The 12,183-nt window shown below is 68.0% G+C and carries 15 protein-coding genes and 2 pseudogenes; 10 read left to right on the top strand and 7 right to left on the bottom strand.

Annotated features, from left to right (window positions below; translation table 11 throughout):
• Positions 1 to 34 precede the first annotated feature (34 nt).
• Positions 35 to 400 (top strand): annotated as a pseudogene (locus ACFYPH_RS04165) (ATP-binding cassette domain-containing protein); the annotation flags it as partial.
• Here the strand turns inward: ACFYPH_RS04165 and ACFYPH_RS04160 are convergent.
• Positions 384 to 947: pseudogene (locus ACFYPH_RS04160) on the bottom strand (AAA family ATPase); the annotation flags it as partial. The pseudogenes ACFYPH_RS04165 and ACFYPH_RS04160 overlap by 17 nt on opposite strands.
• A 157-nt stretch (positions 948 to 1,104) precedes the next feature.
• Between ACFYPH_RS04160 and ACFYPH_RS04155 the strand changes: the two are divergent.
• Positions 1,105 to 1,554, top strand: a complete 450-nt coding sequence (locus ACFYPH_RS04155) for a helix-turn-helix domain-containing protein (RefSeq protein WP_355063159.1) — start codon at positions 1,105 to 1,107, stop codon at positions 1,552 to 1,554.
• Positions 1,547 to 1,915, top strand: coding sequence for a DUF4180 domain-containing protein (locus ACFYPH_RS04150; RefSeq protein ID WP_354855861.1), 369 nt, complete (start codon positions 1,547 to 1,549; stop codon positions 1,913 to 1,915). The genes ACFYPH_RS04155 and ACFYPH_RS04150 overlap by 8 nt, the downstream gene beginning before the upstream one ends.
• Before the next feature lie 5 nt (positions 1,916 to 1,920).
• On the opposite strand, the gene ACFYPH_RS04145 is transcribed toward ACFYPH_RS04150, so the two are convergent.
• Positions 1,921 to 2,544, bottom strand: coding sequence for a hypothetical protein (locus tag ACFYPH_RS04145; protein WP_387178787.1), 624 nt, complete (start codon positions 2,542 to 2,544; stop codon positions 1,921 to 1,923).
• A 196-nt stretch (positions 2,545 to 2,740) separates the two neighbouring features.
• On the opposite strand from ACFYPH_RS04145, the gene ACFYPH_RS04140 reads away from it, so the two are divergent.
• From ACFYPH_RS04140 to ACFYPH_RS04130, 3 genes are all read left to right on the top strand, one after another.
• Entirely contained in the window at positions 2,741 to 3,832 is a 1,092-nt protein-coding gene (locus tag ACFYPH_RS04140) for a helix-turn-helix domain-containing protein (RefSeq protein ID WP_387178784.1), read from the top strand.
• Positions 3,829 to 4,440 carry a hypothetical protein gene (locus tag ACFYPH_RS04135; protein ID WP_363935081.1) on the top strand — a complete coding sequence of 204 codons (612 nt, stop codon included), beginning with the start codon at positions 3,829 to 3,831 and terminating at the stop codon, positions 4,438 to 4,440. Before ACFYPH_RS04140 ends, ACFYPH_RS04135 begins: the two co-directional genes overlap by 4 nt.
• A 331-nt stretch (positions 4,441 to 4,771) precedes the next feature.
• Positions 4,772 to 4,969 (top strand): hypothetical protein, encoded by a 198-nt coding sequence (locus tag ACFYPH_RS04130; protein WP_387178781.1) that lies wholly within the window; start codon positions 4,772 to 4,774, stop codon positions 4,967 to 4,969.
• Between the two features lie 238 nt (positions 4,970 to 5,207).
• Here ACFYPH_RS04130 and ACFYPH_RS04125 read toward each other — a convergent pair whose 3' ends face one another.
• The 5 genes from ACFYPH_RS04125 to ACFYPH_RS04105 all read right to left on the bottom strand — a co-directional run bounded on the left by ACFYPH_RS04125 (position 5,208) and on the right by ACFYPH_RS04105 (position 8,221).
• A complete protein-coding gene (locus ACFYPH_RS04125; RefSeq protein ID WP_387178778.1) occupies positions 5,208 to 5,582 on the bottom strand; it encodes a GIY-YIG nuclease family protein in 375 nt (124 codons plus the stop codon).
• Between the two features lie 91 nt (positions 5,583 to 5,673).
• Positions 5,674 to 6,309 (bottom strand): hypothetical protein, encoded by a 636-nt coding sequence (locus ACFYPH_RS04120; protein WP_387178775.1) that lies wholly within the window; start codon positions 6,307 to 6,309, stop codon positions 5,674 to 5,676.
• 270 nt (positions 6,310 to 6,579) lie between these two features.
• Positions 6,580 to 6,873 (bottom strand): hypothetical protein, encoded by a 294-nt coding sequence (locus ACFYPH_RS04115; protein WP_387178772.1) that lies wholly within the window; start codon positions 6,871 to 6,873, stop codon positions 6,580 to 6,582.
• Entirely contained in the window at positions 6,873 to 7,934 is a 1,062-nt protein-coding gene (locus ACFYPH_RS04110) for an FAD-binding oxidoreductase (protein ID WP_387178769.1), read from the bottom strand. The genes ACFYPH_RS04115 and ACFYPH_RS04110 overlap by 1 nt, the downstream gene beginning before the upstream one ends.
• Positions 7,931 to 8,221, bottom strand: a complete 291-nt coding sequence (locus ACFYPH_RS04105) for a hypothetical protein (protein WP_387178766.1) — start codon at positions 8,219 to 8,221, stop codon at positions 7,931 to 7,933. The genes ACFYPH_RS04110 and ACFYPH_RS04105 overlap by 4 nt, the downstream gene beginning before the upstream one ends.
• A 209-nt stretch (positions 8,222 to 8,430) precedes the next feature.
• Here ACFYPH_RS04105 and ACFYPH_RS04100 point away from each other — a divergent pair, with 209 nt between their 5' ends.
• From ACFYPH_RS04100 to ACFYPH_RS04085, 4 genes are all read left to right on the top strand, one after another.
• Positions 8,431 to 9,615: a helix-turn-helix domain-containing protein gene (locus ACFYPH_RS04100; RefSeq protein ID WP_387178763.1), complete on the top strand. Its 1,185-nt coding sequence runs from the start codon at positions 8,431 to 8,433 to the stop codon at positions 9,613 to 9,615.
• Positions 9,612 to 10,151 carry a cysteine hydrolase gene (locus tag ACFYPH_RS04095; protein WP_387178760.1) on the top strand — a complete coding sequence of 180 codons (540 nt, stop codon included), beginning with the start codon at positions 9,612 to 9,614 and terminating at the stop codon, positions 10,149 to 10,151. Before ACFYPH_RS04100 ends, ACFYPH_RS04095 begins: the two co-directional genes overlap by 4 nt.
• Positions 10,152 to 10,219: 68 nt before the next feature.
• On the top strand, positions 10,220 to 10,738 hold the full coding sequence (locus ACFYPH_RS04090; RefSeq protein WP_387178756.1) for a flavoprotein: 519 nt from the start codon (positions 10,220 to 10,222) through the stop codon (positions 10,736 to 10,738).
• A gap of 297 nt (positions 10,739 to 11,035) precedes the next feature.
• On the top strand, positions 11,036 to 12,166 hold the full coding sequence (locus ACFYPH_RS04085) for a DNA cytosine methyltransferase (protein WP_387178753.1): 1,131 nt from the start codon (positions 11,036 to 11,038) through the stop codon (positions 12,164 to 12,166).
• The last annotated feature ends 17 nt before the right edge of the window (positions 12,167 to 12,183 follow it).

The following is a 12,183-nucleotide window of genomic DNA, read 5'->3' as shown; positions in this document are numbered from 1 at the left end:
CGACGTCCCGGCCATCGGACGAGAGGTACGGATGATGAACAGACGCTCCACCGGACTGGCCATCGAGGCCGAAGGGCTCACCCGCTCGTTCGGGGAGACCCGGGCGCTGGCCGGCATGGATCTGCGGGTGCCCGCCGGCACCGTCTACGGCCTGCTCGGCCCGAACGGGGCGGGCAAGACCACCGCGGTCCGGGTGCTGGCGACGCTGCTGCGCCCCGACGGCGGCACCGCGCGGGTGTTCGGGCACGACGTGGTCACCGAGGCTGACCAGGTCCGCAGCCGGGTCAGCCTCACCGGCCAGTACGCCTCCGTCGACGAGGACCTGACCGGTACGGAGAACCTGGTGCTCCTCGCCCGCCTGCTCGGCCTGCGCAAGCCGGCCGCCGGCGAGCGTGCGGCGGCGCCTCGACCTCCGCGGCGCGGTACGTGCCGATCAGCAACAGCCGCTCGAACCAGGTGTGCTGGGCGGCGAACGCCAGCAGCCGCAGCGAGGCCGGATCGGCCCAGTGCAGGTCGTCGAGGACGACCACCACCGGTCGGCGCGCCGAGACCGCGACCAGCGCGGCGGTCACCGCGTCGTACAGGGCGAACGCCTCCTGGTCGGCGACGTGGCTGCCCTCGTCCGGAGCGGTCCAGGTGGCGGCGAGGCCGGGCACGTCACCGGTGCCGGTCTCGCCGAGCAGGGCGGCGAGGGCCGGCTCGGCGTCCGGTCGGGCGAGCGCCCAGTCGTCGGCGGAGCGGCGCAGGGCGCGCAAGACCTGCACCCACGGCCAGTAGCCGGGGGCGCTGTCGGAATCCCAGCAGGCCGCGCCGAGCACGAGCGCGCCGCGCCGGCGGGCCTCCCGCGCCACCGACGTGACGAGGGTGGTCTTGCCGATGCCCGGCTCACCGGTGACCAGGACAAAACCGCCGTGGCTGGTGGCGGCCCAATCCAGCTCGGCGCGCAGCAGAGCCGCGGGGTGATCCCGCCCGATGATGGCGTCGCCGACCCGCGCGTCCATGGGTCCCAGACGGTACTGGACCCCACCGACGCTGAGCGTCGAGATGTGACAGCCTAAGGCGCATGATTCCTCATCGTTCCCTGTAGAGGTAGGATAGGGAACGATGACGGAAGAAATGTACTCGGTAGAGCAGGTTGCCGACCGGCTCGGCCTGCACGTGCGGACGGTGCGCGGCTACATCCGCTCCGGCCGGCTGCACGCCGTGCGGATCGGCAAGCAGTACCGGATCGCCGCCAGTGACCTCGACGCGCTCACCGGACGGCCGCCCGCCGCCACCGTGGCCGGCCAGGCCGAGGTGTCGAGCATCGTGCAGATCGACGGTGTCGACCGGGTCGCCGCCGACCGGCTCGGCACGCTCGTGCTGGCCAGCGTCAACACCGGGCACGACCCGGCCCGGCCGCTGCGCGTGCAGACCGTGCACGACGATGACCGCCGCCGCCTGAAGATCATCATCCTCGGTGATCCCGCCGGCACCGCCGAGGTGCTGCACCTGCTCGACGCCGTCCTCAATGCCGACAACGGCCTACTCGACCGGGAGGTCCACGATGCCTGACGAGATCCAGGAACGCGCCGGGGTGCCGGTGCTGATCTGCGACCCGGCCGGCCCGACCGTCGCCACCGAACAGGACGCGCTGGACCTGATCGGCGCGGCCTTCGCCGGCGCACAGGTGGTCGCAGTGCCGGCCAACCGACTCGACGAACGCTTCTTCTCGCTGGGCACCCGCTTCGCCGGCGACGTGATGCAGAAGTTCGTCAACTACCGGCTGCGGCTCGCCGTCGTCGGTGACATCTCGGCGCACCTGGACGGCAGCTCGGCGCTACGGGCCCTGGTGCACGAGTCGAACCAGGCCGGGCACATCTGGTTCGTCCCCGACCTCGACGCCCTCGACGCCCGCCTGCGCGCTGTGTCGTAGCCGTCTCAGTGGTCGTTGACGACGGCCATCTCGACCGCGTCCGGCTCAACGCCTTTGGCCTGCGCCTGGTCGGCCGCCCAGCGTAGGTACGCGAGCCACTCCTCGGACAGCCAGCCCGATAGGCGGCCGACGCCGGCCTCGCTGGGGAGACGGCTGGCCACGACGCGGTCGAGGATCAGCGGCTGCACGCCGCCAACCCCTCGCCGGTAGCCGGCGAAGTAGAGGACCTTGGTAAACAATCCCGGCCCCAACCACGGCAGGCGAGCGTGGTTGGGGTCGCGGAAGCGGCGGTACGCGGTGCGCAACGCGTCCTCGTCGGGTGCTGACGCGGACACCTCCTCAAGCGCGTACGCCAGGCGTTTGCCATCGGGGTCGGCGCCGAGCGACCTGGCGGTGCGCCACGGCCCGTACCCGATGGGTCCGTAACCCCAGACCAGCACAGCGGTCAGCAGTTGCCGGGCGGTGGCCGAGCCGGCTCGGTACGCATCGGCCACCGCGAAGGCGTCGCGCCGCCAGACCTCGCCGCTCGATGGGAAGTTGTCGGGCCAGGCGTCCGGCGGCAACCCCGCCCGCCACCGGTCCAGCTTTACGGTGATCGGGGCCTGCTCCCCCGGTAATGGCCTGGGCATGTCTACCTCCCTCAAGTCGCGGAGCAGTCCGCCCTACGTGGGGATCTCCGCTGCCCGCAGGTTATGGCCGGCCTCGACCATCCGGCGGCCGAGAACGCCATGTCGGGGTATCGAGGAGCGTAAACGCCATCTAGATCCGTAATGTCGATTCGCTACGGTCGAGACGTAGAGCAAGGGCGCGTGCGATTATCGCACCATGACCGAAACCGGCGACTGGACGACGGTCGGCGAGCAGGTGCGCCAGACCCGACTGGGGGCTGGCCTCTCTCAGGCCGAACTGGGTGCTCAACTCGGCCTCGATCGAACGATGATCGCCAAGATCGAGTCCGGCGTTCGGCGGGTAGACGCCTTGGAACTCATCAGGCTCGCGGCCGCACTCGACGTACCTATCGATCACCTGCTTGAGCGACGATCGGCGGTGATCTCGCGCCGCTCGGAACTCATGGCCGAAGACAACGACACAGACGTGGCGAGGCGTTCTCAACGACTGGAGATCACACTCGCCTCCTGGCTCAGGGACGTCCGCCAGCTACTTGACGCCGGCACCCTCACCCTCGTCAGTCCCGTCCGGTACGAGGGGAGTGTCACCTCCGATGATGACGCCCGTATCGCTGCTCGATGGCTGCGTGACAGGCGGGGGATTGGTACGGAGCCGATTGACACCCTGATGGAGTTCTGTGAACGCAGCGGCCAGTACGTCCTCGTCAGTGACCTTCCGGGAGAAGGCGCATCGATGGTGGACGGGGACCTGGCAGTGTCGGTCGTCAGCTTGGAGGGAGATCCTGGCCGGCGTCGAGCTACCGCCGCCCACGAGCTGGGCCACCTGGTTCTGGGCGACGAATACTCCAGCGATCTGGCGGTACACGTTTCCCGCGCCGATCGGGAAAGTCTGATCAACGCTTTCGCCGCCGAGCTGCTCCTTCCAGTCGCCGCGTTCGGCGATGTCAACAGCCGTCCAGCCTCCCGCGAAGAGATGATCCAGCTCACCGCGCGCTACCGCACGTCATGGTCCCTGACCGTGCGCCAGGCGGAACGCGCTGGGTGGCTCGATGCGTCAGCGGCGCGCTGGAGCCGAACCACCCCAACCCGGGCGGAGATCATGGATGCGGTTGGCTGGGCCCCCCAGCCAGATCTCGACGCCATTCGCGTACCGCCGGGTTATTCGCACGCCGTCATGGAGGCGTGGCGCCGGTATCTCGTATCGGACGCCCGCGCGGTCGAACTCCTACATGGCCAGATCGGGCTGGATGACCTGCCCGCGCGCGATGAAACAGACCTGGCACCGTGAGCAACGCAGGTCAGGATTGCGAGCCACTGCTCGTCTTCGACACCACCGTGCTGCACCATTTCGCCCTCGCCGACCGGCTCGACGTGCTGGCGGACCTGATCGTTGGAAGGCGCGCGGCTACCACCGCCGTCGTGCTCGATGAGCTCCGCACCAGTGCGCAGCGGGAGCCGGCTCTCACCGCGGCGCTGAAGCTTGCCTGGATCGACGTCATCGCACTCGACACAATCACCGAGATCCGGTGCTTTTCGGATTGGGTACGTCGTATCGGCGCCGACAGACGAGACGTCGGTGAGGCGAGCGTCTTCGCAGCGGCCGAGATACACGGCGGTACGGCGGTCACCGATGACCGCATTGCCACCAAAGTGGGCCGTGCCTACGGGCTGGAGGTGCACGGGACGATCTGGCTTCTCGCAGATCGGTGCCGATCCGGCAGGCTCACCGAAGTCAACGCCGGTGCCATCATCGACGCACTGCGCGAGACACAGCACCGACTGCCGTGTACCGGGGCGGAGTTTCCCTCATACGCACGAAAGGCCGGGCTGCTCCAGATCGGCCGTCCGCCCTACATTCCGGGTCCGACACGGCCGCCGACCTGGGTCCATGACTAGCCGCAGGGTGACCGGGTACGCGCAAGCCATGGGTAGCCACAAGCAGAACAAACACGACAGCGGCGGCGAGTCGGCACGAGGCCAGCGCCATCCGGGCAGCGGCGCTCGGGGCCGTCAGGGTTCGCCCGTGGAGCACTCGCCCGACCAACGACACAGCCGTACCGCGACCGGCCCCGCTGGCACTGAACGCGACCTGGGTCGGGCCAAGGTCTCCGGCGACGGACGGGTCCAGCGCCAGGGCGGCTCCTGAGCCGACCGGTCAACGGCGCAGCCGCCCCGCGAACGCGCGGGGCGGCCACACCGGATGAGTGACTGCTACGCCGTGGCGCAGATGGCATACGCCGTGTCGGACCAGTTGCCGGCGAACGGGTCCTTCTCCTACGCACCCGAGGCGGCCGACGTGGGGGCGGTCGCGGGACCATCGTTGGGACGGAAGTCGTCCACAATGCACTCACTGGTGACACCGTTCAGCTCGTACCCGGCACCGGTCAGCACCTTCCCGACCGGGCAGGTCGCCGTGGCGCTGTGAGAGTCGGCGGAGTTGCTGACGCTGGTGGCGCAGACTCGCACCAGGCCGGGGACCGCCGCGGATGCCGGGCTCGCCGGGGCGATCACCGCTCCGGCCACGACGAGACCGAGCACGCGTACGGACGCTCGGACCGACCCGCTGGGCTTATTTCTTGGTACGCATGTATTTCTCCCGGAAGCGTTCAGATCCGGCGCCACCTCGACGCTTAACGGTGCCCCTCTCTCCCGACGCATCTCTGCTACTTGGGGACCTGTCGGTTGAAGCGGGGTTTCAAGGCCACTACCAGGGATTCCTTCGCGCCCTCCGGGTTGTCGGTTTCGTGCCAGCGGACCTCGCGCTGAGCCAACCAGTCCGCAACGTCGGAGGCGGTCGCCTCGGCGCCTCGCTTGTCGAGTTCGTGGCCGACCTGTTCGTGCAGGACCGACGCGATTCGGTCTCCGGTCAGATGCTGCCGAAGGCGCTCCCGGAGATTTTTCGTTCGTCCCACATAGATGACCACACCGTGCTCCAGGACCACATGCACGCCGGGTGAGCGGGGAGCGCGGGCAACCGTGTCCCTGGTGTACGGCTGCGGTGCGGTGAAGTCGGCCAGCAGATCTACGGCATCGGGCATCCCCGAACGCTACCGATGCGAATCCGTTTCCGTGATCCCGTCAGCGCCGGGGATGCCCGTCGTCATACCGTCGGAGGCAAATGACTCGACGTCACCGCCCGTAGGTGGTCACGGTCTTCGGTCGAGACTTTTTGTAGTAGAGCAAGCCATATACCGGCAGCCAGCATCCACCGGTGAGCACGGAGAGCGTGATGTGGGCTACGTGGAACCCGGTGCCGATGTAGTCCCTGGTGTAGACGGGTGGAGGCATCGGCGCGGCGAACTGCGGCGGATAGGGCGCCTGCTGGGCCGGGTACGGGTATGCCTGGTGGGGCGGAATCGGCGGTTGGGGCGCGTACGGCCCCGGCGGATACGCGGCCGGATGGCCGGAGTAGGGCACAGCCGAGTGCGGCGGGTAACCCACCGGCGGGCCCGGGTACGGCACAGCCGACTGCGGCGGGTAACCCACCGGCGGGCCCGAGTACGGCACAGCCGACTGCGGCGGATGAACGGCGGGCGGGCCGGAATACGGCGCGGCCTGCGGCGGTGGATATTGGCCGGGCGCGGTCGGGTACGACGCGGGTGGTGAGATCGGCTGGGTCGGGTCCGATGGCTGCGGGTAACCATTGCCCGCGTCAGGTGACGGATTGGTTTGCACAGGAACACCCTCGGTGGTCCGATCCTGAATGGGCCATCGCCTGGATGGTTGACCATAATCAGCAATCAGCCAACCCAGGGCCTTGATCATTTGTGCGGTGGTACCGAATAGTTGGACCGACATGCTCGGCTCGTGGTGCCCGAATGGGCCTTAACGCCTCCGGATTCGGCTCGACAGCGATCCGAAGCTCCTCCCACTGGCCATCGGCGTATGCCTCCCAACTGGGGCTGCCCGGCTCGCGAAACGTCTGGGTCCGCTCGCTCTTGAGGATGGGGCCGTCGGTCGACTCGACGGTCGCCGTAAAAGTCGGCGTCGTACTCGGCAAGACTGAGCCGCTGCCGCGTCGCCGCATCCAGCAGCTCACGCATCCGGACCTCCTGCAACGTCCGGCGTACGCGACATGTCGTGCCGGGTCCTGGTCTGTCGGGTCTGCCAGGTGCGCAGGGCGCTCTTGATGCGGTGGTTCTCGGCCTGGGCGAGGTCGAGTTGGCGGCCCTGTTCGTGCAACTCGTGGGCGAGGCGGTGGAGCAGCGCGTTGACGTGCTCGGGTTCGTAGCCACGGCGTCCGAGTCGGGTGCGGGGCAGGTTCAGAGCGGCGACCCGGTCGGGGGTGAGCGGCCCGGTCAGGGTGTGTCGACTGCGGTAGACGGCCATCAGCGGGTGAAGCTCTCGGGCAGGTTGATGCGGGCGGCGGGGACACCGAGAGCGAACAGCCGTGGTCGCGCGGCAGCCAGCATCGCGGGCGGGCCGCACAGGTAGATGTCCTGGTCGGGCTGATGGTGGTCGAGGGCGATGGTGAGGGCGTCGCCCTGCTCGGCCGGCTCGGCGCAGGGGTCGTCGGAGAATGCCGGCACGATCGTCAGCCAGTCGTGGGCGCATTGCAGCTTGTCGAGCGCTATCGCGTCGTACAGGTCGACAAAGGCGCGGACGCCGACGACCAGGGTCACCCGTCGGCCGTCCGGTGCGGCGGCGACCTGTTCGACCAGGGCGCGCAGCGGCGCGAGACCGGTGCCGCCGGCGACGAGCAGCAGGTCGCCGGTACGCGCCGGGTCGAGGCGTAGGCCGGTGTTGCCGGGTGGGCCGAGCCAGAGCAGCTCTCCGGGGCGTACGTCATGGACCAGGCGGTGGGAGACGGCGCCGGCGGGTACGGCGCGGACGTGTAGCTCGACGGTGCCGTCGGCGCGTGGGGCGTTGGCCGGGGAGAGCCAGCGCCAGCGGCCGGGCAGGCGTGGTGTGCAGACGGGGACGGCCTGGCCGGGGTGGTGGGGCAGCCGCCGCCAGGGACGTACCGTCACGATGGCGATGCCGGGTGACGGCCGTTCGTGGCCGATCACCTGGGCGGGCCACCAGGCCGGGCCGTCGCCGACGCGGGCGGCGGCGCGACGGACGGCGTGCGTGGCGCGGTCCACGGCGCGCTCCCCGACGGTCGTCCACAGGGGATGCGGTGCGTGGCGGGCCAGGGTGGCGAGCAGCGCGTCGCCGAGGGTGGTGGCGTGTGGGAGGAGGTCGTAGCGGCGGTACGCGCGGCCGAGCACCATGAGCAGCGCCGCCCGGCCCGCCCGGTCATCGTCGCCGGCCACGAGACCGCCCAGCGCGGCGAAGAACAGCGACGCCTCGCGCTGCGGCAGCAGGCCGGGGCGGCGGTCCTCCAGGGTGCACCAGAAGTCGCCGGCCGCCCGGTCGTCGACCGACGCCCAAGCGGCGGCGAGGCTCATGCGGCCACCTCGAACGCCCGCCTGACCTGGGCAATCCGGCCGTCCGGCAGCTCGGCCGCCCGCAGGACGCCCTCCAGGTAGTCGACGACCCGCCGGTGCTGCGCCTCCGACAGCCCCAGACCGCACCATTGGGTTGCGTTCCCGTCGAGCACGGTCGCCAGGTGCGCGGCGAGCCGGCCCAGGTCAACCCCGATGAGGTACGGCGACAACTCCGCGTCCGCCGCGACCAGGCGCAGCCAGCGGGCGACCAGGTCGGCCGGTGTCGTGGGTTGCTCAGGGGTGGTCATGGCGGCTCCGAGACGTCGACGGATCGAGTGGCGCCGGGGCGGGCGGGTGCGGGACTGCGCCGTTGAGGGCCGGCGCAGCTCCGGAGCCAGCACCCGCCCCGGGCCATGCGTCCACCCTGGCCAGGCCCTTGGCTTCCCGGTATGACTACTCGCTGTATCTGCGCTGTACCTACGCTGCACCGGGAGCCGATAGGCTGCCGGAAGCGGCCATGATGCGATGGGAGGCGAGAGCTTTGCCGACTGTCGAGGCGTGGACAGGTCGCGAAACCCGTGCGCTGCGCCAAGCGCTGCGGATGAGCATTCGCGACTTCGCGGAGAACCTCGGTGTCAGTGAGCGCACCGTCTCCAAGTGGGAGGCAGGCCGAGAAGCGGTTCATCCTCGACCGGAGATGCAGGCCGCTCTAGACACTGTGCTGAGTAGAGCCGACAGCCAGGTGGCAGATCGCTTCGTCAGCACCACCAGCAGAGCCGCCCCCCAGCCCAGCACGGTCAGTACGGGTTACAGGGTCCAGTCCCACAAGTTCATTCCGGCCTATGTGGGCGCAGCCGCAGCCGCGGAGTTGGTGGCGCAAGGAGCCTTCCAGCCACGTCACCACGAGTGGCTGGAGGTCGCAGTCGCGGGGTTGCCCCATCCAGGGGGAATGTGTACCGCTCACGTCTTCGCCTGCGGTGTCATAGTGCTGCACATCGCGCAGCAGCTGCACTTTTCTGCTCTGGCCGCCCTGGCGGCATGGCGATACGCCAGCTACGAGAATGACGTGCCCTGGGCAGCCGAGCAGGTTGCGAGACTTCTCTCGCCTCTTCCCTCCTCCGCCAACGTCGGGCCCGAGTACGTGCTGTCGATGTACGTCCTGGAGGAGTCGGCCTGGACCGGGGACGAGCTTGAGAACGCCCTGCGCTTGATGAGCCTGCCGTCCGTGCTGGTCAACCGTCACGCAAAGTCCTGTCCCGAACCAGTGGGTGACCACGTCGAGCGCCGGTTGCTAGCCCTAGGCTTCGATCAGCCCTCCCTTCAGCCCTTCGGCGTGCAGGGAGTCTCGGTCGGCTACGCCAGTTGGGCAGGAGTCGCCTACCATGCCCTGTCACCCGAGCGGGCGCTCATGGTTGACGACCTGGTGTCCTGTGAGGTGGACGTGCAGATGCTCTGGGCCTACTGCCGCCACATCGAGCGCCAGGTCGAAGACGGGCGAGACCCGGTCGTGCCGCCCGAGTTCGGCTGGCGTTTTCTGCGCGCTGCCCACTCCCGATTGACGACAGCCAGGGCCCGTGAGACGGCGCAGCACTGCATGATGCGCGAGGCGACGCTCTCAACGAGCGGCCTACCGGCACGTCTGATGCAGGCGCAGGTCGCCCTTCGCGAGACTGCGGCGTTGAGTGGCAGAGTCGACGGATGAGTGAGAGACGCGCCGCGCTGATCGTCATCGACATGCAAAACGGCTTCATCAACGATCGAAGCCGGGGCGTCATCCCGAAGGTCGTCGAGCTGGTCGAGCATTGGGAGGCGACCGGGCGGCCGGTGGTGTTCACTCGCTATCACAACTACCCGGGCAGCCCATTCGAACGACTGATCCATTGGTCCTCGGTGCAGCATCCTCCCGAGACGGAAATCGTGCCCGAGCTGGCGGAGCATGCGAGCCGTGCCAGAGCGGTGATCGACAAGAAGATCTACTCGTACTTCTCATCCGATGGCGCCGCCCTGACGGAACAGGAGGGATGGACCGACCTGCTGTTCTGTGGTGTAGCGACGGAGAGTTGCGTGTTGAAGTCAGCGGTCGACGCCTTCGAACGTGACCTGACACCGTGGTTCATGACGGACGCGTCCGCCAGCCACGGAGGACAACCCGCACACGACGCGGGCCTGTTGGTTGCCCGCCGGTTCATCGGAGCCGGGCAGCTCATCAGCACCGACGACGTGCGCGTCAAATTCTGAGAGACGCCACGACGACCCGGCTCGTATCCAGTCGATCGCACGTCGTCCGACTCGGGCAGACTGCGGTCATGACGGAACGCCCGGTGCTGTATCTGGTCGTCTGCGCTGCCGGCCCCGCGGAGCACATCGACGAGCTGGTCGACCTGCTGATCGCCGACGGGTGGCAGGTGTGCATGATCGTCAGTCCCACCGCCGCGCCGTGGCTCGATCGGGCGGCCCTGCAAGACAAGACCGGCTATCCCGTACGCGTCGAGTGGCGGATGCCCGGCGACCCGGAGCCGCATCCGCCGGCCGATGTGGTGGTGGCTGCGCCGGTCACGTTCAACACGGTGACGAAGTGGGCGCTGGGCATCAACGACACGCTGGCGCTCGGCGTGCTCAACGAGTCGCTGGGCTCGGGCCTACCGCTCGTCGCCTTTCCACACGTCAAGGCAGAACTGGCCGCCCATCCGGCGTATGCGAGTCACGTGGCGGTGCTGCGCCATGCGGGCGTTGTCATCGCGGACGGGAGAGCGCTGCACCCGGCGGCCGGGCGGGATCAATGGGGCGCGGTCGTCGAGGCGGCGCGCTTGGCCCGCTCGTCTTGACGGCCATTTCCGGTCGGAACCTCGTACTGCCGAGCGTCGTAGACGGAGCCGAAGCGCCAAGTCGCAAGCCGGACCCAGATGACGGCCCAGCCTCAATCGGGGCACAGCGTTCGATGCGCACGTTGGGTGGTTGTCGTCGTCAAGCCTGCCTGGGCCGCCCGGTCGGCACGGCACAGCCCGCCAGCCGTCGGCGTCCCGCTCGTACGGATGATCGAAGGATCACAGATGGGTGTCGCAGCTCGAGGCCGAGGCCGGGCGACCTATAGGCTGCATCGGAGGCCGGCCAGGGGAGGACGCATGGAGACTACACCCATTAGAGCCGCGGAGTTCTTCGCCGGCATCGGTCTAGTTCGGACAGCCCTCGAGCCCTTGGGCGTGCAGGTGGAGTGGGCCAACGATATTAAGCAAGCAAAGTTCGAGGCATACGCCGCCAACCATCCGGACGCCCTTCAGCACTTCCGAATCGGCGACATTCGTGAAGTCAAAGGCGAGCAGCTCCCCCCCGATATCCAGTTGGCTACCAGCAGCTTTCCTTGTATTGATCTATCCCTCGCAGGAAACAGGCGCGGTCTCGTCGGCGAGCAATCAGGAATGTTCTGGCAGTTCGCGCGAGTCCTCAAAGAGATGCCTAGTCAACCCTCGATCATCCTTCTTGAGAATGTGCACGGCTTTGCTACGAGCAAAGGTGGCAAGGATCTAGAGGATGCACTGCATTGCCTGTCAGGCCTTGGCTACTCTCTGGATGTCATTGCGATTGATGCTCGGCACTTTGTGCCGCAATCTCGGCCGCGCATGTTCATCGTCGGGATCAACAAGGAGGAGCTTCCAAAGAATGCTCACCTAGGCACGCCCGAGGTGAGTGATGTCAGACCCGCATGGGTACGCGATATTCATGCCCGGCATCGCGAAACTGCCAACATGCATTACGTGGATTTGCCAACCCTCCCCAGTGGTCCAACTGATTTGACTGCGGTAGTCGAGGTAAACGTAGCCGCGGAGCTATGGTGGACCGAAGACCGAGTCCAGGCTTTTGTTGATTCACTCAGCGACGGACAAAGGGCTCGCTTTGAGGCCCTCCGCACAGCCGAAAGCTTGTCCTACCGGAGCGCCTACCGACGTACACGGCAGGGCATCTCGATGTGGGAGCTCCGCCGTGACGCCATTGCCGGCTGCCTAAGGACGACCGGAGGCGGGTCAAGCAAACAGGCACTGGTCGAACTTGGCTTCGGTCGAGAGCCCAGAATCCGTTGGATGACACCACGCGAGTATGCCAACCTCATGGGTGCCGGCTCATACAAGCTCGTTGCTGGAACCGCCAATCAGCAGCTCTTCGGGTTTGGAGATGCTGTCGTCGTTGACGTCGTCCGTTGGATCGGGAAACACTATCTTGTGCCGGTCCTGCGGCCTGACAAATCGACGAACGCCTAGTAGCCTGTCTCTCGCCA

Source organism: Micromonospora sp. NPDC005252, from assembly GCF_042872475.1.
GTDB lineage: Bacteria > Actinomycetota > Actinomycetes > Mycobacteriales > Micromonosporaceae > Micromonospora.
The sequence above is the reverse complement of the archived record's forward strand: the minus strand, read 5'-3'. Positions and strand labels throughout refer to the sequence as shown.